Source organism: Pedobacter sp. TM02 (genome assembly GCF_059705275.1).
Genome location: NZ_AP046530.1, coordinates 2,593,882 through 2,617,504 on the forward strand (window position 1 = coordinate 2,593,882; position 23,623 = coordinate 2,617,504).

General features: G+C 43.6%; 21 protein-coding genes. 7 read left to right on the forward strand and 14 right to left on the reverse strand.

What is annotated here, in order from left to right; all coding sequences use genetic code 11:
- Positions 1–259 precede the first annotated feature (259 nt).
- Positions 260–709: an SsrA-binding protein SmpB gene (gene smpB, locus AC6H1S_RS11005; RefSeq protein WP_199140940.1), complete on the forward strand. Its 450-nt coding sequence runs from the start codon at positions 260–262 to the stop codon at positions 707–709.
- Between the two features lie 7 nt (positions 710–716).
- Here the strand turns inward: smpB and AC6H1S_RS11010 are convergent, their stop codons facing one another.
- On the reverse strand, positions 717–1,373 hold the full coding sequence (locus AC6H1S_RS11010; protein ID WP_497563632.1) for a protein-L-isoaspartate(D-aspartate) O-methyltransferase: 657 nt from the start codon (positions 1,371–1,373) through the stop codon (positions 717–719).
- Between the two features lie 208 nt (positions 1,374–1,581).
- On the opposite strand from AC6H1S_RS11010, the gene AC6H1S_RS11015 reads away from it, so the two are divergent.
- The gene (locus AC6H1S_RS11015; protein ID WP_497563633.1) at positions 1,582–2,262 is read left to right on the forward strand and encodes a hypothetical protein; all 681 of its coding nucleotides are present in this window, start codon (positions 1,582–1,584) and stop codon (positions 2,260–2,262) included.
- Here AC6H1S_RS11015 and priA read toward each other — a convergent pair.
- Both priA and AC6H1S_RS11025 read right to left on the reverse strand, forming a co-directional pair.
- On the reverse strand, positions 2,259–4,736 hold the full coding sequence (gene priA / locus AC6H1S_RS11020; RefSeq protein WP_199140937.1) for a replication restart helicase PriA: 2,478 nt from the start codon (positions 4,734–4,736) through the stop codon (positions 2,259–2,261). The two genes, AC6H1S_RS11015 and priA, sit on opposite strands and share 4 nt — an antisense overlap.
- The gene (locus AC6H1S_RS11025) at positions 4,736–5,122 is read right to left on the reverse strand and encodes a DUF423 domain-containing protein (protein WP_497563634.1); all 387 of its coding nucleotides are present in this window, start codon (positions 5,120–5,122) and stop codon (positions 4,736–4,738) included. Before AC6H1S_RS11025 ends, priA begins: the two co-directional genes overlap by 1 nt.
- A gap of 91 nt (positions 5,123–5,213) precedes the next feature.
- Between AC6H1S_RS11025 and AC6H1S_RS11030 the strand changes: the two genes are divergently transcribed.
- A complete protein-coding gene (locus AC6H1S_RS11030; RefSeq protein ID WP_497563635.1) occupies positions 5,214–6,797 on the forward strand; it encodes a hypothetical protein in 1,584 nt (527 codons plus the stop codon).
- Positions 6,798–6,802: 5 nt separating this feature from the next.
- Entirely contained in the window at positions 6,803–8,218 is a 1,416-nt protein-coding gene (locus AC6H1S_RS11035; protein WP_497563636.1) for a DUF5723 family protein, read from the forward strand.
- A 48-nt stretch (positions 8,219–8,266) separates the two neighbouring features.
- Here AC6H1S_RS11035 and tsaB read toward each other — a convergent pair whose 3' ends face one another.
- The 7 genes from tsaB to AC6H1S_RS11070 form a co-directional block, all read right to left on the reverse strand.
- Positions 8,267–8,953, reverse strand: a complete 687-nt coding sequence (tsaB, locus tag AC6H1S_RS11040) for a tRNA (adenosine(37)-N6)-threonylcarbamoyltransferase complex dimerization subunit type 1 TsaB (protein ID WP_497563637.1) — start codon at positions 8,951–8,953, stop codon at positions 8,267–8,269.
- A 105-nt stretch (positions 8,954–9,058) separates the two neighbouring features.
- A complete protein-coding gene (yidD, locus tag AC6H1S_RS11045; RefSeq protein ID WP_199140932.1) occupies positions 9,059–9,289 on the reverse strand; it encodes a membrane protein insertion efficiency factor YidD in 231 nt (76 codons plus the stop codon).
- Entirely contained in the window at positions 9,276–9,674 is a 399-nt protein-coding gene (gene rnpA, locus AC6H1S_RS11050) for a ribonuclease P protein component (protein WP_497563638.1), read from the reverse strand. The genes yidD and rnpA overlap by 14 nt, the downstream gene beginning before the upstream one ends.
- Positions 9,675–9,740: 66 nt before the next feature.
- On the reverse strand, positions 9,741–9,899 hold the full coding sequence (gene rpmH, locus AC6H1S_RS11055; protein ID WP_008241331.1) for a 50S ribosomal protein L34: 159 nt from the start codon (positions 9,897–9,899) through the stop codon (positions 9,741–9,743).
- 134 nt (positions 9,900–10,033) lie between these two features.
- Positions 10,034–10,771, reverse strand: coding sequence for a LytR/AlgR family response regulator transcription factor (locus AC6H1S_RS11060; protein WP_199140930.1), 738 nt, complete (start codon positions 10,769–10,771; stop codon positions 10,034–10,036).
- On the reverse strand, positions 10,749–11,810 hold the full coding sequence (locus AC6H1S_RS11065; RefSeq protein ID WP_370583494.1) for a sensor histidine kinase: 1,062 nt from the start codon (positions 11,808–11,810) through the stop codon (positions 10,749–10,751). The genes AC6H1S_RS11060 and AC6H1S_RS11065 overlap by 23 nt, the downstream gene beginning before the upstream one ends.
- A gap of 26 nt (positions 11,811–11,836) precedes the next feature.
- Complete coding sequence (locus AC6H1S_RS11070; protein ID WP_497563639.1) at positions 11,837–12,664, reverse strand: LiaF transmembrane domain-containing protein; 828 nt, start codon at positions 12,662–12,664, stop codon at positions 11,837–11,839.
- 294 nt (positions 12,665–12,958) lie between these two features.
- Between AC6H1S_RS11070 and AC6H1S_RS11075 the strand changes: the two genes are divergently transcribed.
- The gene (locus AC6H1S_RS11075; RefSeq protein WP_497563640.1) at positions 12,959–13,837 is read left to right on the forward strand and encodes a ChaN family lipoprotein; all 879 of its coding nucleotides are present in this window, start codon (positions 12,959–12,961) and stop codon (positions 13,835–13,837) included.
- A gap of 66 nt (positions 13,838–13,903) precedes the next feature.
- Here the strand turns inward: AC6H1S_RS11075 and mscL are convergent, their stop codons facing one another.
- Positions 13,904–14,338: a large conductance mechanosensitive channel protein MscL gene (gene mscL / locus AC6H1S_RS11080; protein WP_497563641.1), complete on the reverse strand. Its 435-nt coding sequence runs from the start codon at positions 14,336–14,338 to the stop codon at positions 13,904–13,906.
- Positions 14,339–14,518: 180 nt separating this feature from the next.
- Here mscL and rpoN point away from each other — a divergent pair, with 180 nt between their 5' ends.
- A complete protein-coding gene (gene rpoN / locus AC6H1S_RS11085; RefSeq protein WP_199140926.1) occupies positions 14,519–15,994 on the forward strand; it encodes an RNA polymerase factor sigma-54 in 1,476 nt (491 codons plus the stop codon).
- Positions 15,995–16,077: 83 nt separating this feature from the next.
- Here the strand turns inward: rpoN and AC6H1S_RS11090 are convergent, their stop codons facing one another.
- From AC6H1S_RS11090 to AC6H1S_RS11100, 3 genes are all read right to left on the reverse strand, one after another.
- Complete coding sequence (locus AC6H1S_RS11090) at positions 16,078–17,091, reverse strand: PorP/SprF family type IX secretion system membrane protein (protein ID WP_199140925.1); 1,014 nt, start codon at positions 17,089–17,091, stop codon at positions 16,078–16,080.
- A gap of 2 nt (positions 17,092–17,093) precedes the next feature.
- Positions 17,094–20,576, reverse strand: coding sequence for a PKD domain-containing protein (locus AC6H1S_RS11095; RefSeq protein WP_497563642.1), 3,483 nt, complete (start codon positions 20,574–20,576; stop codon positions 17,094–17,096).
- 126 nt (positions 20,577–20,702) lie between these two features.
- Entirely contained in the window at positions 20,703–21,158 is a 456-nt protein-coding gene (locus AC6H1S_RS11100) for a response regulator (protein ID WP_199141872.1), read from the reverse strand.
- Positions 21,159–21,275: 117 nt separating this feature from the next.
- Here AC6H1S_RS11100 and AC6H1S_RS11105 point away from each other — a divergent pair, with 117 nt between their 5' ends.
- Entirely contained in the window at positions 21,276–23,603 is a 2,328-nt protein-coding gene (locus AC6H1S_RS11105; protein WP_497563643.1) for an Rv1355c family protein, read from the forward strand.
- The last annotated feature ends 20 nt before the right edge of the window (positions 23,604–23,623 follow it).

Here is a 23,623-nt window from a genome sequence, read left to right on the forward strand (position 1 = left end):
TCAAGATTGGCTATAATTTGTTTAGCTATGATTTCTTGTCCAGTAACGAGACGAAAGGGTTTGATTTTTTATCATGGTTATAGCTATTTATGGTATGTGCCATGCGATAGTCAATAGCAACATTGACACAAATATAATAGTCTGACTTTTAAATGCAACATAATTGCATTTAAAATTTTCAAAAGCAATTCTTTAAAGGCTTTTGTTGTGCCAAGAGAAGAAATAAGGATTTTAGCTAATAAATACCGATATTTGCCACATGTCAAAAGATATACAGATCAAAAACAAAAGAGCTTATTTCGATTACCACATCTTGGAGAGTTTTGTGGCCGGCATTGCTTTGCTGGGCACTGAAATCAAATCGATAAGACAGGGAAAGGCCAACATGACCGATGCTTTCTGTATGTTTATTGGCGATAACTTGTATGTAAGAAACCTTCATATCTCCGAATACAGCCATAGTTCTTTTTATCATCACGACATCAAAAGAGACCGTGTTTTGCTTCTGCAAAAAAGGGAACTTAAGAAACTGAAGGTTAAAGGTGAAGAAAAAGGCTATACCATCGTGCCTTTGCGCATTTTCACCAACGAAAGGGGCTTTGCGAAAATCGAAATCGCCTTAGCACAAGGCAAGAAGGAATTTGACAAACGCGACAGCATCAAAGAGCGCGAAAGCAAGCGCGAAATGGACAGGGCGCTGAAGTTTTAATAGTGGTCTACCAAGCCTGGTCGCCTACCAAAGGCACAAAGCGAAAAGTATCTAGTTCAATTTTATCGTAATCGTTTTCGCTTGCACGGATTACCGTGAGCATTTTCTGCGATTTTTCGTCGCCGACCGGAATAACCAGAATACCTCCAATTTTCAGCTGTTTCAAAAGGAGTTCGGGCACAAAGGGCGCACCAGCCGTTACAATGATCTTGTCGTAAGGCGCATGCTCTTCAATGCCTTTAGAGCCATCGCCAAGAAAGAAATTGGCTTTATAGCCCATGCCTGGCAACACTTTAAGGGTATGGGCATACAGATTGGCCTGGCGTTCGATGGTATAAACCTTGGCGCCAAGCTCCATGAGGATACAAGTCTGGTAGCCCGAACCCGTGCCGATTTCCAATACCTTGTCGCCTTTTTGGATATGCAGCAGCTCTGTTTGGTAAGCTACGGTATAAGGTTGAGAAATGGTTTGTCCATCACCTATTGGAAAAGCAATATCCTTGTAGGCCTGGTTCCAGAAAGTTTCGTCGAAGAAAAAATGACGGGGCACCTTGCCTATGGCTTTCAGTACGCGCTCATCGCTGATGCCTCTTTCCCTCAATAATACAACCAGTCTTTTTCTTGCTCCCTGTTCTCGGTAATTGTCTACAAACTTGTACGCCATCTTGTTCCAAAAATAAGGGTTTAAACAGTAAATCGGGTTATTTTTATTTACGGTTAGCGATTATTTGCCGATAACCAACACAAAATCAATCCCAAAAATTATCCACAAAACCATAAGGCTTAAAAAATATGCCTAAACAACTATAGATGTACTGATAAATCGCCAAATAATTTTTACTTTTGAAATCGATATATATTCCTATTATAGTATGAAAAGATTTTTGGCGAGTGTTTTTTGTTTATTGGTTTCATCGGTTGCTTTTGCACAATTAGACGGCAACTACAACTATAGCATCGGATTGCGGGGCTATAGCTTGATGCAGATGCCAAAAATATTAAACCAGGTCAACTCTCAGGATTATACCCATACTTTTGCCAATGGTGTGCTCATCAAGTTTAACGACAACCAAATCGGCTATCGCTTAAGTGGCAACTATTTCAGGAACAACATTACCTTTTTTAACCAATGTACCAATTGTGAAATTGCCACTGGAAAATCAACCGACTATTCATTTAAGCTAGGTTTCGAAAAAAGCATCAATTACGCGGTCATACAGCCTTATTTTGGTGCCGATGCAGGTTTTCGAGCCAACCGTTTTACCGGCGAAATCAAAAACAACAATATCAAGAGCAACAGCATGCCCTATATGGCTGATGCAGATAAAAACGGTTTCGTTTTTGCTCCTGTGCTGGGCATCAAGATAAATCCACTTAAAAACATCTCTATTTTTGCCGAAACAAGCTTGGATTTCTACTATTCGTACGAACGCCAGGAGACAACCCAACAAGATGCAGGCAATACCCGAACTTTTGTAAAATACAACAAATGGGAGTTCCTGCTTAATCCTGTTTCGGTAGGCATACAGGTTCATTTGGTAGGCCGAAACTAATAAGGATCTACATCTATTTGCGTAATTACGCTCTTAAAGTCTTTTTGGGCGTTAAAATCCCTGATGGTATCTTTTAAAATGGTTTTCACCTTTTGTACAGGTGCTGCCTTTTCTATTTTAATGATAATCTGCTTAATGTAGTAATTTCTGATACGGGCCACCAGGGGTTGCTCTGGACCTAATATCCTGTTGCCCAGCTGTTGCCTAAGCGCACTGGCCAGCTGATTGGAGGCAACTTGAAGCACATGGGCATCCTTGTGTTTAACGTTTATAAAAATCAAACGGGTAAATGGCGGATAGTTAAACTGTTTGCGCTCGTCCATTTCGTCGGCATACATTTGCAGGTAGTTGTTTTCCATCACCTGCTTAATGATCCGGTGCGAATCGTCGTAGGCCTGGATGCAGACTTTTCCCTGCTTATCTCTCCTGCCCGCTCTGCCTGCCACCTGGGCCAACAACTGGTAACTGCGTTCGAAGGCCCTAAAATCGGGGTAATTGAGCAAGGTATCGGCATTGATTACGCCAATAAGGCTCACATTATCAAAATCGAGCCCTTTGGCCACCATTTGCGTACCAATAAGCACCTGTGTTTTTTTATCCTGAAAATCGGAGATGATTTGCTGCAGACTGTTTTTGGTGCGGGTGCTATCCAAATCCAGGCGGGCTATTTTTGCTTCGGGAAAAATGAGGCTCAGTTCTTCTTCTATGCGCTCGGTGCCAAATCCTTTTTGTTCGATATGTACCGAACCACAGGCCGGGCAAATGTTAATGCTCGATTGGTGGTAGCCACAATAATGACAGTGCAACTTACCACTGGTTTTATGGTAAGTAAGGCTTACGTCGCAGTTTACGCATTTGGGTGCATAGCCACAGGTTGCGCAAATCAAAATAGTGGCATAGCCCCTACGGTTTTGAAATAAAATAACCTGTTCTTTATTTTCAAGCGCTACAGCCATATCGTCTATGAGCACGCTGGTAAAATAAGAGGTCATTTTTTTACGCTTTGTTTCTTCGGCAATGCTGACTACTTGTTGCAGGGGCAGTTGTACGCCTCCAAACCTTTCGTTGAGGGTAACCAGCGCATACTTGTCGGTTTGCGCATTGTAAAAGCTCTCGATAGATGGCGTTGCCGAACCAAGCACCACTTTGGCCTGGTGCAGATGCGCCAGGAAAACGGCAGCATCGCGGGCTTGATAGCGTGGCGCGGGTTCGTGTTGCTTGTACGAAGCTTCGTGTTCTTCGTCAACTACAATCAGTTTGAGTTCTTTAAAGGGCAGAAAAACAGCCGACCTGGCACCCAGCACTACTTGGTAGGCGCCGTTTACTACTTTATTCCAAATTTCTACGCGTTCGTTGTCGTTGAATTTAGAATGGTAAACCCCAATCTTATCGCCAAAATATTGTTTAATGCGTTCTACGATTTGGGTGGTCAATGCAATTTCGGGCAATAGAAACAATACCTGTCCGCCATTGGCGATAGCCTTTTCGATCAGTTTGATGTAAAGTTGCGTTTTGCCCGAAGCGGTAATGCCGTGCAACAGCACCACATCTTTTTCTTCAAAGCCTTTTTGCACTTCGTTAAAGGCATGTTGCTGCGCTGGACTGAGCTCAAAATTCACTTCAAATTCATCGCCTGTCTGATTCAATCGGCTTACCTGTCTTTTTTCCAGGCTAAAAATATCTTTATCCAATAAGGCCTTGAGGGCGGCTTGCCCGCAGGCGCTTTCTTCGAGCAACAGCTGCCTTGGAACAGCCTGGTCGGTTCGCGACAGCTTGAGATAGGCCAACAAGGCATCCAATTGTTTGGGTGCCCGTTCTAAAACGGCAAAAAGTTGCTTCAGGTTTTCCTGATCTTGATAAAACGGATTGAGTTTGATGAATGATTTGAGCAGTGGCTTGTATTTTTCGACCACCTCTTCGGCCACAAAAATGATTTCTTTGGCAATAAGCGAATTGATAATGGGATACACGGTTTTTTGTCCCAGCAATTCGACCACATCGTCTATGCTCATACGCTGCTGTTTTTGCAGCACCTGAAAAATAAGTTCTTCTTTTTCGGTCAGCACCAGTTCTTCGGGCAATTCCTCTCTGATTACCAAAATGGTTTCGCTGGCCAGTTTTAGTCCAGTAGGCAAGGCGGCAGACATCACATCGCCTTCATTGCAGAGGTAATAAGAAGCAATCCAGTCCCAAAACTCGAACTGTTTAGTATTAATTACGGGTACATCGTCTACTACATCGATAATATACTTGGCCTGATAAAATTCTGGAGGCTGCGTACCGATGCTTTTAACCAGCGCCGTATACATTTTATGCTTGCCAAACTGCACCACTACCCTTTTGCCTACCCCAATGCGGTCGTTCAGTTCATAAGGAACCCGATAGGTATAGTTGATGGCCAGCGACAATGGCAAAATCACCTCCACAAAGAGGGTTTCTCTTTCAGAAAAATCGGTAGGCTCGGCAAACTGCATTATTTATCTCTTAATGCGGCCATAAACAGGCTGATCCAGCCCAAAATAAAACACAGGCCGCCAATTGGCGTAATCGGGCCAATAAAGCCTGCAAAAGCGAGATGGAAACTGTCTTTTAGCGCCAACAGGTATAGCGAGCCCGAAAACAATAGGATGCCCAGGGTAAAAAACACGTAAGCAAATCCGATAAGCTTGTTTTTATAACGGGCAAAGGTAGAAAGGTACAACAGGGCAAAAGTGTGGTAAAACTGGTATTCTACCCCTTTCTGCCATATAGCTAAAGCAGAGGCGCTGATGGAGTTTTTAAGTCCGTGCGCACCAAAAGCACCTAATACAACTGCCAATGCCCCAAAAAAAGCTGCAGTTAGGATGATCCGTTTATTCATAAGTTATCGGCTTTATACGGTTGCTAAATTAAGAAAATGCCCTTATAATCTCTGTAATCGCAAAATTAAATTAAATTTGTGAACAAAGACCATGAAAAGAATTTACATCATACTCAGTGTTTTATTGCTCGGAATCATAGCGATGGTCTATGTATATTTTTCTAGCCTGAATACCGAAGCCAATGCCAACGACCTATCCCTGAATGCTGCCGCGGCCAACTCAGGCGTGATATTCAGTTTTGAAAACGATAAAAGCTTTTACGAGATCCTAAGCGGCCAAAATCTTTTTCAGCCCCTGCTCGGCGAAACAAAGATGGCTTCGATCAGGTCTCTGAAGGCCAATCTCATCGACCAGCCCGAAATCAACCGACTTATTGAAGGCCAAAAAATCTATATAGCTTTTGTACCTGGGGCCAACAATGCCATTGATTTTATCGTGAGCACGCAACTCAAATCCAACATCAAAAAGAAGCTATCCTTACCAGATTTAGGCTTAAAAAACGTCAAAATCAAACAAACGGGAACAAGTTATGAATTGAGTTTTGCCGACAGCACCGTTTGCTTTATCGCGATTGAAGACCAACTGGTTATGGTATCGAACACCTTGGAAGCCATCCAGCAGTCGCTGCATCCTAAAACTGCGGTAGACCACGATTTTACGGCTTACATTAAAGCCAACAGCCGTTTCAGCAAAAACACTTTGGCCAGCCTTTACCTTAATTTCAACAAAATGCCTTTGTTGCTGCAGCAAATATTGAGCAGCAATCTTAACGGCGAGCTGGGCATTTTAAACAAGCAGAACAGTTATGCTTCGCTCAACTATAATTTCAGCAGGGAAAAACTGCTATTCAACGGCAGCACTACAATTAACGATGCCAATAGCTATTATCAGTTGTTTTCGAAAATCCAGGAGCAGAAAATCAGCATCAACAACATTGTTCCGGATAAAACAGCCAATTACAGCCTCTATGCCATTGGCGATTATGCGAGCTGGAAAAAGGAGCTTGACCATTGGATAGCCAAACAAAAAGACGGCGATAAAACCGGCAAAACAACAGCAAACATCAAGCAGCAATACGGCTTGGACCTGGACCAGATTTTCCCGAAGTATTTCAAAAACGAACTGATTGCCTTTCAGCTTAATACCGGCGAGAAGTTTGGTGCCATTGCCCTTAGCAACGGCGAAAAGGTGAACCAGCTTTTGCTGGACATCAGCGCCTCTTACGCACCCGACATCAGGATTTTTAAGGAAAATAATATTCCCTACAGCTATTTTGGCGAGCCTTTCAAAAAATTCGAACGACCATTCTTCACCATCATAGACAACTATTTGGTGATGGCCAACAATGCCAGCAGCGTACAGGCATTTTTAAACAGCTACAAAAGCAACCAGTTGCTTGTTAACGATGCCGCCTATCAAGGCCTGGCCGACCAGCTTTCTTCATCGAGCACAATTTCGTTCTATGTAGGCAACAAAAACGCCAACGATATTTTTGGCCGCAACCTCAAACCGGCTTATTATAAACAATACCAATCGAAAAACGGGCTAAGAACTTTTGATTCTTTTTGTTATCAACTGGCGGGTGATAATGGAAAGTTTTTGACTAATTTGCTTTTGTATAAAAAACCAGAAGCAATTACAGCCAAAGCCGATACTTTGCAAACTACCCCATAGTGGCCATGAAAAAGAAATACTTCCTATTGTTTGGATTAATCTGCCTGTTTAGCCAGCTTAAAGCGCAGCAATATGCCCTGTTTAATACCAGAACCTTGTTCGATGCGTTCGAAAATCCGGCAGTAAAGGCCTTTACCCTAGACAGTTCGGGCAAATATGCCTCCAATTTTCTTTTTCCCAATTTAGGGTTCAATGCGGCAGGCGGGGGTAGTGCGCAGGATGTACTGCGGAAACTGGCTCAAGAGCAGGTGAACGATACCAGAGGTCTGCCCATAGGTACCGGGGCCATCAACAAGCTCTATCAGCAGACCAATTTGTATGTGCTTACCTTCAGGATTTTCAATTCTTACAAATACAACCAGGAAATCGGCTTTGCCTGGCAGATCCGATCGGATGCGCAGGTAGCCTACACCAACGAATCGCTGGCCATTTTCGATTCCTATAAACGCTTCCAAAATGTGCCTTATACCGATATCTTCAACGACAAGGGCTATGCACAATCGTACCACCAGTTTAGTGTAAGTATTCGGGAAAACTGGGACAAAAGACTGGCATTTGGCGCCAAATTGAGCTTATTGAGTGGCATTACCTATAATTCGATCCGCATAGACAATTCTTACATTTTTGCCGATGCTTTTAACGACCGTTTAGATCTTGGGCTTAACGGCACCTACAAAGGCAGTTTTATACAAAGCGACGAAATCAACAAGAAAACCTTTATTCCCACCTTCAAAAACCCAGGAATATCCATAAGCCTGGGCACGACCTATACTTCTAAATCAGGTTATTTTATCATGGGCAACATTAAGGATTTAGGTTTTATCAAGTGGAGCAAAAGTTCGCATGTGGCTAAGTTTAACCAGCTGAAAAGCATTTACGAGCTCTCTACCCGTACCAATTCGGAAATCAATCAAGAGATTACCGACATGGCACGAGACATAGACCTGCAAAAGAGTTTCTTTGCCGCTACCAATGCCAAGGCCGACTTCCTCGTTTCCAGAACTTTCGGTTTCTACAAGCCGAGCTTTATTGTTTCCAAAAACCTTTTTCGGCCAGGTGGCGATGTTGCCTTGGTTAATACTTTCAAAATCGACAGGTTTGCCGCCAGCGTAACGCCATTGTATAATTTCAACAATTTTATGATGATTGGTTTGCAGGCCATGTACCAAACGCCAAATTTTGAATTCTTTTTAGGCACCGACAATGTGGGCAAAAGCATTTCATTGGGCAAAGGCATTAGCCAAAGCGATGCAAGCGTAGGCAGCGGCTATGTGGGCGGTTCATTTTACCTGGGCATGGGCATTAAGTTTGGCCGTACGGTAGAGCATCCGCAAAACCTGAGCACCATGCCGGGTGTAAACGGCGAAAAGGTATACAAAGGCTTTTTCAGGAGCATGTACGAGTTTTTCAGGAAACTATAATAAGACAGACCATGGACCATAGTCTATTTAACTATATGTTCAAGTGGCCTAGAGCTTGTTCTTTGGTGTGGTAAACACAAAATCTTTCAAGTAGAACGGCTCAAAGTAGGCTACATTTTCAAAAGCTTCTTGGTTGAAAGCCTCGTAGGCAAGCCTGCTCATGTAGGTGGCCGAATTGAAATTTGCATCAGAAAAATGGGCATTGGGATGTTCCAATACGGGAGCACATTTAGCCGCTCCATCACCAATAAAAGTCACAAAATGATTATCCAGCTCTAACACAAAGCTTTTTTCGTCTATTATTTTGGCATTTACGGCTTCCAGGCTTTGCAATTTGTTGTCGTATACGGCCGTAAAAACCTCCATCCGTCGGGCATCGATCATCGGGCAGATCAATCCGCCGTAGTTAGGATGATTCTGCAAAAAGCCATTAGCCATCATTTGCAGGGTTCCAATTGCAATTAAAGGCTTATCTAAAGCGAAGCAGAGCCCTTTGGCCGTCGATACGCCAATTCTTAAACCGGTATAAGAACCCGGCCCCTTACTTACCGCTATGGCATCTATTTGGGCGTAGCTGAGCTTGGCCATTTGCAACACTTCGTCAATAAACAAAGTGAGGTTGGCCGCATGGACATGCTGACCGGCCTGTTCCTTAAGCGCAACAGTTGTGCCGTTTACCGACAAAGCCACCGAGCAAACCGGCGTAGCCGTTTCTATTTGAAGTATTGTAGCCATTTTCAGGCACAAAAGTAAAAATTAAAGGGCAAAGACTTGGGAAGAATGATAAAATAATCTCTTAATTGTTGAAAGACAATGAACTGTCCATTATAGCCTTCCCCGCTAAGGAACGGGATCATGTCCGTGCCTGCCCCAGGGATGGCAGCTGGCAATGCGCTTCAGTGTAAGCCATCCGCCCTTAAACGGCCCGTGCTTTTTAATGGCCTCTACCCCATACTGCGAACAAGTAGGCGTAAAGCGGCAACTTGCCCCCAACAAAGGCGACAAAAAGAGCTGATAGAGCTTAATGATGCCCAAGAAAAGCCAGGAAAACAATTGCTTAATGAATTTCATCGGCTGGCTGGATTTGGGAAACCAATTTTTGGAGCGCAACCGAAAGCTTCTTTTCAAAAACGCTGTAGTCGTATTTTGCTTTGCCTACGTATTGCAATGACAGCAGCAGCAACCGGTCTGGCTGATTTAAAAAAGGATAAAGCTTTGTTTCCTTCTGCAGCCGATAGGCTTCGCGGGTACGTCTTTTGATCAGGTTCCGATCAACCGCATGCCTGTAGCGCTTTTTGGCTACGTTGATAACCACCTGTGCGGGATATTTGTGCGGTTCGGCTACCAGCAGAAAGGTAATGCGAAAGGGATATAATAAAAAAGAAGAACCGTTTTTAAAGAGTAAGTCTAAATATTTCTTACTACACAACCGTTCTTCTTTGTTAAATCTATTCATTTTTGATTGCAGTTTGGCAGCATAGCTGATCTGCGAACTCCCCTATTGAGGCGATGCAATCAAAAATTATGCTTTATGACGACGCTCGTCAGAAACTGATAATTTTTTTCTTCCTTTTGCACGGCGAGAAGCTAATACTCTTCTACCGTTTGCTGTAGCCATTCTTTCGCGGAAGCCATGTTTGTTTCTTCTCTTTCTTTGCGAAGGTTGGAAAGTTCTTTTCATAACTGTATAATATCTTAACTAAGTTTTTAAATAAGAGGTGCAAATATAACGCGATTTTTCTACAAATGCAAAAATGATTTCTTTTTATTTTTATCAACCAAGCTTCCCAACCTCAAGCCTGCTGTTCTTTTGCATTAAAGGCCTAAAGCCGCTTTCAGTTTTACATAGCCCGTTTTGCTCACCGGCAACCAGATATCTGATTTGAGCAACACAATGTAGCTGTCTTTTTCTTTCAGTTCTATTTTGGTGACCTGAGCCAGGTTAATGATGTAGGAACGGTGGATACGGATAAACTGTGAAGGGTCTAAAGTCTGCTCGAAGAAACCCATAGTTTTATTCTTATGGAAATTGCCTTCAGAAGTACTGAGCTTTACATAATCGTCGTCCGCCTCGATGTAATGCAGTTCGCTAACCGGAATAATTTTGATCACTCCCGCGCTTTTCACCACAATACGGCTGTTCTGTGCAGGCGATAAGGAAGCGGTTTCCAGCAACTCCTGGCTGCTGTTCTCTTCTTTGGCCAGTTTGGCCGGCAGTTTTTGCATGGCCTGTTCAAAACGGATCTTTTCGATAGGCTTGAGCAGGTAATCAACAGCATTTACTTCAAAAGCCTTGATGGCGTACTCGTCAAAAGCCGTGGTAAAAATAACGGCCGGCGGGTTTTCTACCAGTTCCAGCATTTCAAAACCGCTGATCTTTGGCATCTGTACATCCAAAAATATAAAATCAGGTTTGTGCTGGGTAATTGCTTTCAGGCCTTCAAAGCCATCGCAGCACTCGGCCACCACTTCAATATCTGGATAATCTTTCAAATAGTGTTTTACCACATCGCGTGCTAATGCCTCATCGTCAATTAGTATCGTTCTTATCATCTTTCTGCGGTATTTTAAGTGTGGTAATATACAAATTATTGTCTTTTGTTTCGGTTTGCAATAGATTACTGTCGGCAAATAACAGGTACAGTCTGCGCCGTATGGCCGAAAGACCAAAACCCGTACCCTTGCTGGCTCTCATTTCGGGATCGAAAGGATTGGCTACACAAATAACCAAGGCCTTGTTTTCCAGTTTTACTTGAATGGTAATGGTAATGGCGTTCGAGGTATTGTAAAGGCCAAATTTGATGGCATTTTCTACAATAGGCTGCAACAAGGTACCTGGCAGACATAAGCCCAGGGTTTCTTCGGCAATTGCTACATCTATGTTTAGGCGATGGCTGAATCGTACTTTTTCAATATCGAGGTAAAGCTGGATGTATTCCATTTCGTCGGCTACGTTTACCCAAACCTCATCGTCGCGTTTTAGGGTGCCGCGCAAGAAAGCGGCCAGCTTGGTGATCATGGTGCCGGCTTCGGTTGGATTGACAATGGTAAGCGCATACACCGAATTGAGGCTATTGAACAAAAAATGGGGCTGCAACTGATGCCTCAACTTGTTCAGTTCTGCTTCTTTGGCCAGATTTTGCGCCACGAGCAGGCGTTCCTGGGTTTCCGACTGTTCTTCTATGCGGTACCACAAAATAATGGACACGGCGCACCAGCTAAGGCACAAAAACGCAACCAAGGCCCTAAAAGGCAAAGAAAAATCCAAAAAACGGATGTAATCCTTCTGTTTGCCAAACAAATAATGCAAGCCGTACTTGGATAAAAGCACCGCCACCAGGGTAAGCACCGCCGTAAGCAATACCAAAAACAGCAGGCGTTCTTTTTTGGGCTGGTAATAGCCCAGCATATTGCTCAGCACCATACAGCCAATGGCCAATAGTCCATTGCTTACAATGCTATCGGCCAAGGCAATTTGCCAATTAAAATCTAAGGTAAAGTAAAGCATGGCTGACCACGCCGCTATCCAGCCTCCCAAGAAAACGCCACAGGCCAGCTTAATTCGACTTACTGATAATGGAGTAATTGTCACGGGCTGAGTTTTAGGTAAAGACCCTGTTAATAGTTTCTGATATCCACCCCGCCAAACAACGCGATCCCTCTAATGATCAATATTTTATCTACCCCTTCTGCCAAAGGCTGGATGCTTCTTTTATCGTCTAACCCCCCAAAGACTGCGGTTACTTCAGATTTCACCCTCCATCCCGGAGGGACAATAATCTTGGCGCCTCCAAAAATCGCGGTTACATCGATGGTTATTTCGCCCTCAAAATCGGCTTGGGTAAGGTTCAGGTCGCAGCCGCCAAACACCGCCACAATTTCGCCACCTTTAAAGTTTTTAGAAAACACGGCTTGATGGCAGCCTCCAAAAACATTTACCGACTCAAGGTAATCGTTGCTGCTATTTTTTTTTTCTTCTTCCGAGGCTACTATTGGCTCTTCGCCGCTAAACTGATGAGGCTCATTGCCAAATCTTCTGTTCCACCTGTCGCCCCTCCTGTTCCACTTGTCGTTTCTTCTTTTCCATCTTTCGGCATGATCTTGATATGTACTTTTCGGCTTAATGAGAATAAACAGTCCCAGCGCAACAATCAGACAGGGAAATACGATTTTCGAGAAGTTGATGGTATCGCCAAAGGCATTTTCCAAACTGAAATAAGAACCAATCAATATCATGATAAACCAGCCGCTGTGCCTAAAGTTGTGCTTAAAGCCAACCAGTAAACCAATGGCGATTAAAATGTTGCCCCAGCTAAAAAGCCAGCGTGGCAAATCGAGGCCTACGTTGTCTAGCAGAATGAGAGCGCCTACAACGATGATGATTAATCCTGCCCAAACCTTGCCCGAGCGATTAGTCACATTTGTATTATTATTATTGTTTTCCATTTGTTTCTTCAATTATTATACACCAAAGGTAGTGCAAGCGCCGCTGCCAGCCAATGGCATTCTCCTGTTTGCAGGCCAATTATCGGTAAAAAGCATTAATTAATCGGTAAAAATATTAAAACAATTAAAGTAGCGAAAATCCGCTTCAGGAAGCAGGGCCGACAATTGCAAATTAGCCAATTTTGCCGATGCCAAAGCAACAACCGGTGCCAGGCCCCAAATCATAGGCAACAAACAACGGCTACCTACTTGAGGTATAGCCGGCAAATGTTTACTTTAGCACAAAAAAACCAGATGACCAGAAAACACCTTTTACTTGTTGCGGCCTTTATCTTGCCATTGCTGGGCTTTTCGCAAGACCTTTCGAGCCATTACAAAATCTACGATGTTAAAAAGCAAAAGCTCATCAGTATCGACGATATCATTACCGATTTGGGCAAGGCCGACGTCCTTTTCTTCGGCGAAGAGCATAACGATTCTGTTGGCCATTACCTAGAAGCCGAAATCTTCAAGAAAATTGCGCTGGCCTACCCGGGCAAAGCGGCTTTGACCTTAGAAATGTTCCACACCGATGTACAACCGGTAATTAACGAATACCTCAGTGGCATCATCAGCGAGAAGAATTTTATCAAAGAAGGCCGTGCCTGGAATAATTATAAAGACTACAGGCCAATGATCGAATGGGCAAAAACCAATAAACTGGATGTAATTGGGGCCAATGGCGCAGCCAGGTACAGCAATGTGGTCACCAAATCAGGATTGGATGCATTAAAACAATTGCCTGAAGGTTCCAAGCGCTTTATCGCCCCCTTGCCAATCGACACCGCGACCGGACGCTACTACGACAAGTTTATCGAAACCTTGGGCGGACACGGCATGGGCGGCATGAAAGTATACCAAACGCAAAATTTCTGGGATGCCACCATGGCCTGGAGTATCGCCACTTATGCCAAGAACAACAAGGGCAAAAAGATTTTTCAGGTAAACGGCCGCTTCCATAGCGACGAAAAGCTAGGCACCTTAGCCAAACTGAATAAATATGCACCCAAACTCAAAATACTGAATATTTCTTCGTTTGCGCCCGACGATTTTAGCCAACCCAACTGGAACAGCTATAAAGACCTCGGCGATTACATTATCTTAACTGATCCAACGGTAAAGAAAACCTTTTAACCTTTAAAACAAAAAACGTCATCCAGCTGATCTGAATGACGTTTTTTTTTTTGAAGTCTGTAGTTCTTATTTGTTTTTCAGCAAATCTCTGATTTCTGATAAAAGCACTTCTTCGTTGCTAGGTGCAGGTGGCGCAGCGGCAACTTTCTCTTCCTCTTTACGTTTCATTGCATTAATAGCCTTTACCATCATAAAGATAACGAGCGCCAGCAGCAGGAAGTTAATAGCCACTGTAATAAAATTACCATAGGCAAAAATAACAGCTCCGTCTACTTTCCTTGCGTCGGCCAAGGCTGTACCAACCTTTACGTTGCCTTTTAACACATAGTACATATTGCTAAAATCAGGTTTGCCGATAATGGCGGCCACTACTGGCATAACCAGGTCATTTACAACACTATCAATGATTTTACCGAATGCACCACCGATGATCACACCGACTGCCAAGTCCATTACATTACCCTTAACAGCAAATTCTTTAAATTCTTTAACAAAGCCCATAAGCAGTTTTTAGATGAACAATCTTGTTTAATTAAGTGAATTAAAAATAGCAAACTTTAACATCAATGCAAGTATTTAAGTTGAAATAATTAACTATTTCTAAAAGAATAGACAGGCCGTACTTCAATAATCTAAAGCAAATGCTTATTTTTGACAACGATTCGTATCCAAACCTTAAATATGCTAAAACAACATTTACAGCAAAAGCTATTACAAAAGTTATCACCCCAGCAGATCCAGTTCATTAAACTGCTACAGGTGCCTACTGTTGCTTTAGATACTCGTATTAAAGAAGAATTGGAAGACAATCCGGCACTGGAAGACCCTAGCCTGATGACAGCCGACGAGCCCAAAAGCGAATACGACGACCTGAACGAAGACGGCGACGACTACAACCAGGATTCGGGCGACGACATGGGCAGCGACGAATTTAACGTAGAAGACTACCTTCAAGACGACAACACCAACGATTACAGCACATCTTACAATAACGGCGACGACGACGAAGACAAAAAGGAAACGCCAATTGCCATTGAAAGCACTTTTTTTGAAAGCCTGCAGGAACAGTTAGACCTGGTACCGCTTTCTGATACTGATTTTATTGTTGGCAAGCAGATTATTGGAAGCCTTGACGATGACGGCTACCTGCGCAGACCGATTACGTCGATGATTGACGACCTGGCCTTTTCGCAAAACGTAATGGTGGAGGAAGAAGACGTGCTCGAAATGCTCAAAGTGATCCAAAGCTTCGACCCGCCGGGCATTGCCGCCAGAGACTTGCAAGAATGCCTGTCGTTACAATTAAAACGTAAAGACACCAATAATCCGATCATCAAAAAAGCCATTGCCATTGTTGAACACCATTTGGATGAATTTACGCGAAAGCATTACGACAAACTGGAAAAATCTGTAGGGCTAACCAGCGAAGAACTGAAAGAAGTTGTGGCCGAAATATTGAGGCTAAACCCCAAACCAGGCGACTCCAACCAGGTAACCACCAAACAGCTGCAGATTATTCCCGATTTCCATATTTCCAATAACGACGGCGTCTTGATCCTGACCCTCAACTCAAAAAATGCACCCGAACTGAGAGTGAGCCGTTCTTACATGGACATGTTCGATCATTACGACAAAGCGGCCCAAAAGGACAAGAAAATGAAAGAGGCGGTCCAGTTTGTTAAACAAAAACTCGACTCGGCCAAATGGTTTATCGATGCGATTAAGCAAAGACAGCAAACCTTGCTGAAAACCATGAATGCCATCATGCAATACCAATACGAATATTTTTTAACGGCCGACGAGCGTAAAATGCGTCCGATGATCCTGAAAGACATTGCCGATAAAATCGGCATGGACATTTCGACCGTTTCGAGGGTGGCCAATTCCAAATACGTACAAACCGAGTTTGGCACTTTCCTGCTCAAATCTTTCTTCTCTGAGGCTATCCAAACCGAAACCGGCGAAGAAGTATCGAACAAGGAAGTGAAAAAGATATTGGAAGACTGCATTGGCAACGAAGACAAACGCAGACCTTTGGCCGATGAAAAACTGACCGAAATCCTGAAGGAAAGAGGCTACAACATTGCCCGCCGAACCGTAGCCAAATACCGCGAACAGATGAACATTCCGGTAGCCAGGCTAAGAAAAGAGCTTTAATTTTTTATTGAATTAAACTGTTAACTGCTAACTTTCAACTGTAAACTGATAACTGCAAATTGGCAACTGTAAACACGCAACTGTTACCACATACGCATAGAACTCATAACCTTATAAACATTGTTAAGCTGAAGGCCTAACACAATTTCATGGCTCCCGTAACTAACGTTATTGAGTTCAGAGGTTGTAAAATCGTAAGAATAAGTGAGGTTTACCAACCTGCTGATGTTTAACCCAGCCATGGCCGCAAAAGAATCATTGTGACGATAGCTTCCCCCTACCCAAAAGCGATCTTTAAAAGAAACCTTCAAATTCACGTCAACCGAAACCGGTGTTGGGCTTACATATTTGACCATGAAAGAAGGAATGGCCGAAATCTCTTCGTCTAAGAACAGTTTGTAGCCTGCGGTAAGAAAAGCATGAGGTACTTCTTTGCCACTGTTGTATTTGGGATCGTTGGTAAAGGACAATTTTTGAGGCAAAATCTGCTGGGCAGAAACACCAGCAAAAAAACGAGCGCCATAAAGCCAAAGCCCAAGCGACAAATCAGGTTTTACCTGGCTTACAATGGTATTGTTTATTGCCGGATCGTTGGGGTTTTCAAAAGTAAGCTGGTTTACATCCAGTCCGATTCGGGTTAAACCGGCAGCCACGCCAGCCGAGAGATTTAGCGTTCCGGATAACTGCAAATGGTAGGCATAGGTTAAGCTGGCATCGAACCTCGAAATGGGCCCCACCTTATCAAGTACCATAACTACGCCCATGCCATGGTGTGCAGGCGAAGCGGTGTAGTTCTGCATGTAGTTGTCGCGCATCGGGTTGTCTTCCTTATCGGGCATAGAAAGCGCATTTTTCCACAGGTAATCGCTGCCCAGGTTCCAATGTGCAGCCAAAAAAGTAGTTTGCGGGGCGTTGTTTATGCCAGACCACTGTTTACGATAGCCTGCTTTTACATCCATGTAGTTTTCAATGCCGCTAAGTGCCGGATTGAGTAGGTAATTGTTAAAAATATACTGGGTATATTGTGGTCGTTGCTGCGCAATTGCCGTTACCGACAGGACCATTATTATTCCTAAAATACAAATACTTCTTTTCAAAATTATCTAATAATGGTGACTGCTCCTGTTACACTTTTTCTGCCGTTGTTCGGGCTTATCACATAGTAATAAGTTCCTACCGGCAAAGCCTTATTGTTATAGTTTCCGTCGAATGGCACGGCATATCCTTTGCTAAAATATACTTTTTGTCCGTTTCTGTCAAAAATTTCGACAGAAGCGTTAGGATAGGTATCCAAATACTTGATGTTCCATACATCGTTGACTCCGTCGCCGTTTGGCGAAAAGCTGCTGGGCGGATTTATATTCTGCAGTACATGCACCCAAACTTCGCTTGTTTCGCTGCAGCCCTGGCTCGAAGTAACCGTTAAGGTGTACTTGGTATCGGTCTGTGGGCTGGCAATCGGGTTTAACACCACATCGCTGCTTAAGCCTACTGCCGGTGTCCATTTGTAGCTTAGCCCTGTTCCATTGGCAGTGGCCTGTAGTTCTTTCTGCCCGCCAACAAATATGTAAACAGCTGGTTCAACACTCACAGTTGGTACCGGATAAACCTCGATAACCTGCGTTTTGGCATCAATGCATCCGTTTGTGGCGGTAAAAGTATAGGTAATGCTATGCTTGCCTACGCCTGCAATCCGTGGATCAAACTGGCCATCGGCCATCACTCCATCTCCACTAAAAACGCCCGTACCACTTAAACCCGATGCTTCGCTGGCTTGGAGTTGTGTTACTGGCGCATTAAAACACAGTGGAGCCAAGGCATTAAACGTTACCTCCGGAGAAGCCAATAAAACAACCGGCTTTGAAGCCCTGTTTGAGCAAATGCCCCCTGAATAAGCCACCATTTCGAGCATGATGGTTTTCGTTAAAGGTGCTGTAAAAGCAGGATAACTAAAGTTGTATAGTTTGCCTGGCAATGGATTTTCATCTTCGCTGTATTTTACGCCATCAATATACCATTCAATTCTGGTGATGCTTCCAAAATCGACAGTAGCAGCATTGCTGGCCGAAAAAGCCTGATTGCTGCACAAATTATTACCCACTACAAAATCTGCTTTTGGTGACGAGCCATTTACCACAAAAGGTTTTACTAAGCTTACACTACAACCATTGCTGTTAAAAACAGTCAGGGTGACGTTGTAATTGCCAACCGCATTGTATTTGTGTTTGCCGTCTTTTTGCGTCGAAGTATTTAACGCGCCAGAAGCCGGGTCGCCAAAGTTCCATAAATAAGTAAGGTTTGTGATTGTGCCGTCAAAATCTGTCGAATTGTTTGCAAAAGCAGCCTGGGCATCAGCCAGACACACTTCGGGCAATACAAAATCATTGGTAGGCAAAGCTGTAACCGTAATTTCTTGCGTGTAAGTGGCCGTACATCCTTTGTCGCTTTCGGCCACAAGGGTTACGGCGTACTTGCCGGGCGTATCGTATCTGTAATCAAAGGCATTTGCATCCGTTTTCTGCAAGGTTCCTTTTTGATCGCCCATATCCCAGGTCCATTTTACAATATTGCCTGAAGTGATGGTCGATTGATCTTTAAAACTTACATCAGTATTGATGCAGGTGGCTACCCTTGCCTCGAACTTAGGCGTAATTTTAGGGTTGATGATGATTTTTTTCTCAAACACTTCCGACATACAGCCATTTTCGGCGCCAACAAACAGCTTGATGGTAAACTCGCCATCCGTTTGGTAAATATGTTTTGGATTTTGCTCGGTAGCAACAGGAGAATTATCGCCAAAATCCCACTGCCATTTGGTTATGCTTTTTTGAGCTACATTCGATATGCTTTTATCCGTAAAGACAATTTCCTTAGCTACACATCCGGCTGCATCGACCGTAAAATTTGCCGTCGGCAATGGGTCTACATCAACCGTAAATAACAATTCAATATCGCCACTAAAACAGTTGCCAACGGTTTGTGGAATAGAGGCCAATGCAGAAAGCTTGAATTGGCCAAGCGCGACGAATGTTTTATTTACCGGTGCCAAATAGGTATAAAGGGTCTGTCCGGAAACAACGCTCTGTGTAGGCGTAGGGTTTTGATCGTCGTACAATACGCTGCCATCTTCGGCCTTCCATACAATCCTGGTTAACAGGTAAGGCAGGGTAAGCTTAAAATCGGAAGGCTGACCGATGCATGCCGAACTCCCTTCAGCATTAGTAATCCTGTTCTTAATGGTCAAAAACTGACTGGTGGCCAAGTTCGTGCCCGCAGAATAAGCATAGGACTCATGGTCGCCAAAACCATAGGCAATGGCATTAAAGCCATCATCGGCGCTCAGCGTCAGGCTTTCTTCAAAGACCTCTATTTGTATATAAGAGTAAGTTGCATCAGAGGGCAGGATTTGCCAATCCTCTGTAGGGATTTTACCGTTTACCTTAAATGAAGTCCGGGTACTGGTCTTCATAAAGATATTGATGTATTTATTTCTTATCGCTTCTAAACTAGACGAAAACACCGTAATATTTTTGATGTTATACTCGATGGGGTTTAAGACCACCATATCAGGGTCTCCTAACAAATTATCGGTGGGCACGGTGGCAATTTCATCCTGCGAGTAGGTAAATTGGGCCACAGAAATCGGTTGGTCTGCCTGGATCAGCATCGGTATGTCTGAGCGTGGTATCTCATATATATCGCCGACATTAATTTTGCCAACCACCTTGCCATTAATCGTAATTGTGGTATTGTTTTCAGAAGGTAAAATCCGCCCAAAGAATGACCTCTTGTAAAACGGAACAACGCCATAGGTCCTGCCCCAGCTTGCTACAGGGTATAATTGTTGCAACAGCGGGTCGTAAGAGCCTACAAAGTAAGCCAAGCCCGAATGGCCTGAATATACCGCCATGGTTTTACAGGACGAGGATGCATCATCAATTTCTACCAATGTCCCCGTTAAGTCTGGGCCAGAGAGCACTTCATAAACATCGCCCGCCTTGGGCAAAACTACCTGTTCAACCTGTATACTATTCGGCCTTTTGATGTTGACGTGCGTATCATCTTCTGTAGCAACAATGGTTAAAAAAGACATGCCTTCCAAGCCGTTTTTCGCATTATTGGGTGCTGGGTTTCCCTCTGCACTCATAACGTAATAACGTTTGCCGTGCGATTCGAGTGGCAAAACCAAATAAGCTTCCGATCTTGCCCGGGCATAAATATGGGCATAAACCGATACTTTTGGTTGGCCGGCATCAACAACAATATGTATTCCTTTATTGGTCAACACCTTACCGGCATTAACATCGTCTATATAAGCCAGATTTCGCGGAATGTTAACTTGGGCTATTGAATTGGCCTTTACAGTAAAATTGAAGGTCTGCCCTCCTACGATTACTTCCCCTGAACTATTAGCTTTAGCAGAAATAAAGATCACCATATTGGCAAAGCTGTTTCCGCTGGGCACATGCGTAGGAAAAACGGCCCAAAAGTCGGTCCCTTCATTAGAAATATTTTGGGCACTCGCCTTTTTAAAGGGGCCAAAAAGCAAAAAAAGCAGAACCAAAAAGCAAAAATTCTTCATCCAGGCGTTAACTGTCCCGAAAAAAACAGACAGCGTTTTACAATAATAATAATTTATTTAAAACTAAACGACGGATTTATAGGTTAAGAATGATTAAGCAATTTGACTTGTCTGCAATAGGTTAGCTTACGACAGGAGATTTTGGCGCGCGATAAATTCCAATTGCCTGTTGGCAACCAATAGTTTTTCGGTAAGCTCCCGGTTTTCTTTTCTTAGGGTATAAATTTCGATGGCTTTTTCAATATTGATACGAAGATCTTCTTCCATCCAAGGTTTTTGGATGTAACGATAAACCTGGCCCTTGTTGATGGCATCGATAACGGCGTCGATATCGGTATAGCCTGTCAAGATCATTCTGATCGGATCGGGGTGTTCTTCTAAAATGGAAGCCAAAAACTCTACACCAGTGGTTTTGGGCATCCTTTGGTCGGTTATAATGATATGGATATCTTCTTTATCTAGTATTTTTCTGCCATCTTCGGCAGATTCGGCCGTAAAAATTTTGTACAACCTGCGATAGGTTGCCGCAAAGGCGCTCAGGTTGTGTGGTTCGTCGTCTACGTATAGGATATTTGTGCTCATCGGGATGTTAATAAAAGATAAAAATACTTTTTTATTATAACTCTTAAAAGACTAATTTAGTTGTTTTAACATTTATACGTATTTTATCATTAACAAGTTACTATTTTACTACCAAAAATGCAGTCTAATACTGGTTTCAACCCATTGCTCTCACAGCTCACCGAACAAACACTAGCCTACCAAAACAGCTATAAACCTGTGTTCTTCAGGTTACTGGATCAAGAGCAAAAAAATGCATTTGAAGTGCTTATTCAAAGCAGGACAAATCTACAAGTTTACGACCACATTAAGGACCAAGTAGAAGAATTGATCAAATGTTTGCAGCCTACCATTGTTTTTATGCCTCCGAGCGTATTGGCCGATGCCGTAGCAAAGCATTTTGGCGGACTTGAACCCGAAGAATTTGGGGTTTGGGTCTACTATCCCTGGGCCAATAAACTGGTGCATTTATTAGATGAAGCAGATTTCGCCATTGTTCGCACCAACCGCAACAAGCATAAAATTACCGCACAGGAGCAGCAAACACTGGCCCAAAAGAAAATTGGGGTCATGGGACTTTCGGTAGGACAATCGGTTTCATTAACCCTTGCCATGGAAAGAGGATTCGGCGAATTGCGCATTGCCGATTTCGACGAACTCGACCTCAGCAACATCAACCGCATCAGGACGGGGGTTTACAACCTTAAAATCAAGAAAACCGTTATCGTGGCCCGCGAAATTGCCGAAATAGATCCTTACCTGAACGTGGTTTGCTTTGAAGAAGGCATTACCGAAGAGAATCTGGATAAATTTTTGACCGAAAATGGCAAGCTCGACCTTTTGATTGACGAATGCGACAGTTTCGACATCAAAATCAATGCGCGTACCAAGGCCAAAGCCTTGGGCATTCCGGTTTTAATGGAAGGCAGCGACCGTGGCACCATTGATATTGAAAGATTTGATCTGGAGCCCGAAAGACCTGTTTTGCATGGCATGGTTGAGCATCTGGACATGAGCAAATACCAAACGCTGACCACGCTAGACGAAAGGGCCCCGTACATTACTGCGGTAACTGGCGTAGAAACCTTATCGCCCCGCATGAAAGCTTCGGCTGTTGAGATTATGGGTACCATTTCGACCTGGCCACAATTGGCCAGTGCAGTTACCTATGGTGGTGGTGTTACTGCCGATCTGTCGAGAAAGATATTATTGAATCTGCTAAAAGTATCAGGACGTTTCTTTTTAGACCTTGACGAACTAATCAGCGACCCTAAACCTGCCGAAACTCCAACCGCCTTTCCCGCCCCGGTATTGCTTAGCAAAAAGGAGATTGAAGATTTTATTAGCGAACATAGACTGGCCTTTGAACCCAGCCAGCAAAATATCAGCGAAGAGATATTGCTGCAACTGATCGAAGCGGCCAAACAGGCACCTTCGGGAGGCAACAACCAGCCTTGGCACTGGCACTACCAAAATGGCTTGTTGCACTTGTTCTTAGAAGAACAGGTTGCCCAGGCCTATTTGGATCCGCAGTTTATTTCTTCTTATACCGCTTTGGGAGCCAGCATAGAAAACCTATTGCTTAAGGCAGCCAGCCTAAACTTGGCGGTTAACTGGCAACTTACGCCACAATTGGCACCAAAACATATTGCTTGGTTTAGTTTTACCGGAAGTTACCAGCCAACCGATGCAGAAAAAGAATTAGCCAACCAAATCCCTTTAAGACATACCAACCGAAAAATCGGCCCAAGGCAGGAGCTTGACCAAGATACCTTGGCGCATTTAAGCAGCCTGGTGCAACAAACCAAAAATGCCAAACTGCAATGGGTTACCGATCCGGAAATGATCAAAAACCTGGGCATGATGGCTACCCACGCCGATTTGCTAAGAATGTTTATACCTGAAGCCCATACCGATTTTATCCAACGTGAAATGCGCTGGAACTTGGACGAGGTAAATGCAACCGAAGATGGCATCGGCATACACACCCTCGACTTGGGCAATAACGACCAAATTGGCATCCGTTTGCTTAAAGACAAAAGAATGATCAACTTTTTGCAACAGATTAACGGTGGCAGCGGCTTTAAACGCCTTTCTATGATGCAATTCATGGCATCGAGCGCTATAGGTTTGGTTACCATGCCACAGGGCGAGATCAAATCGTTTATTGAAGGCGGTATGGCTGCCGAAAAACTTTGGCTGGGCGCCACGGGCTTAGGCCTTCAGGTACACCCGATTAACGTGCCCTTGATCTTTTTCTACAAAAACTCTGTCGAAAACAGCTTACCTTTGCCAACAGAAAGCAAGGCCCAGTTAAGCCAAGCCGAACAGCAGTTTAAACATATTTTTGGCTTACAGGCTGATGAACAGGCCATATTCATGTTCAGGCTTTTCAAAGCCAGCCCATCGCCAGAAAGAACGATCAGAAAAACAACCGATAAAATATTCTCCATTGGAAGAGCATAGGCCACATATAGATAATTTAT

What these genes read in the sequence shown, in the direction of transcription:
- mscL (WP_497563641.1), bottom strand. Translation starts at nt 14,338, where the DNA reads ATGGGCTTTGTTAAAGAATTTAAAGAATTTGCTGTTAAGGGTAATGTA.
- priA (WP_199140937.1), bottom strand. Translation starts at nt 4,736, where the DNA reads ATGCAGTTTGCCGAGCCTACCGATTTTTCTGAAAGAGAAACCCTCTTT.
- rpoN (WP_199140926.1), top strand. Translation starts at nt 14,519, where the DNA reads ATGCTAAAACAACATTTACAGCAAAAGCTATTACAAAAGTTATCACCC.
- AC6H1S_RS11095 (WP_497563642.1), bottom strand. Translation starts at nt 20,576, where the DNA reads ATGAAGAATTTTTGCTTTTTGGTTCTGCTTTTTTTGCTTTTTGGCCCC.
- tsaB (WP_497563637.1), bottom strand. Translation starts at nt 8,953, where the DNA reads ATGGCTACAATACTTCAAATAGAAACGGCTACGCCGGTTTGCTCGGTG.
- AC6H1S_RS11025 (WP_497563634.1), bottom strand. Translation starts at nt 5,122, where the DNA reads ATGAATAAACGGATCATCCTAACTGCAGCTTTTTTTGGGGCATTGGCA.
- AC6H1S_RS11070 (WP_497563639.1), bottom strand. Translation starts at nt 12,664, where the DNA reads ATGGAAAACAATAATAATAATACAAATGTGACTAATCGCTCGGGCAAG.
- AC6H1S_RS11035 (WP_497563636.1), top strand. Translation starts at nt 6,803, where the DNA reads ATGAAAAAGAAATACTTCCTATTGTTTGGATTAATCTGCCTGTTTAGC.
- AC6H1S_RS11100 (WP_199141872.1), bottom strand. Translation starts at nt 21,158, where the DNA reads ATGAGCACAAATATCCTATACGTAGACGACGAACCACACAACCTGAGC.
- AC6H1S_RS11030 (WP_497563635.1), top strand. Translation starts at nt 5,214, where the DNA reads ATGAAAAGAATTTACATCATACTCAGTGTTTTATTGCTCGGAATCATA.
- AC6H1S_RS11015 (WP_497563633.1), top strand. Translation starts at nt 1,582, where the DNA reads ATGAAAAGATTTTTGGCGAGTGTTTTTTGTTTATTGGTTTCATCGGTT.
- AC6H1S_RS11060 (WP_199140930.1), bottom strand. Translation starts at nt 10,771, where the DNA reads ATGATAAGAACGATACTAATTGACGATGAGGCATTAGCACGCGATGTG.
- AC6H1S_RS11075 (WP_497563640.1), top strand. Translation starts at nt 12,959, where the DNA reads ATGACCAGAAAACACCTTTTACTTGTTGCGGCCTTTATCTTGCCATTG.
- rpmH (WP_008241331.1), bottom strand. Translation starts at nt 9,899, where the DNA reads ATGAAAAGAACTTTCCAACCTTCGCAAAGAAAGAGAAGAAACAAACAT.
- AC6H1S_RS11105 (WP_497563643.1), top strand. Translation starts at nt 21,276, where the DNA reads ATGCAGTCTAATACTGGTTTCAACCCATTGCTCTCACAGCTCACCGAA.
- AC6H1S_RS11010 (WP_497563632.1), bottom strand. Translation starts at nt 1,373, where the DNA reads ATGGCGTACAAGTTTGTAGACAATTACCGAGAACAGGGAGCAAGAAAA.
- rnpA (WP_497563638.1), bottom strand. Translation starts at nt 9,674, where the DNA reads ATGAATAGATTTAACAAAGAAGAACGGTTGTGTAGTAAGAAATATTTA.
- yidD (WP_199140932.1), bottom strand. Translation starts at nt 9,289, where the DNA reads ATGAAATTCATTAAGCAATTGTTTTCCTGGCTTTTCTTGGGCATCATT.
- smpB (WP_199140940.1), top strand. Translation starts at nt 260, where the DNA reads ATGTCAAAAGATATACAGATCAAAAACAAAAGAGCTTATTTCGATTAC.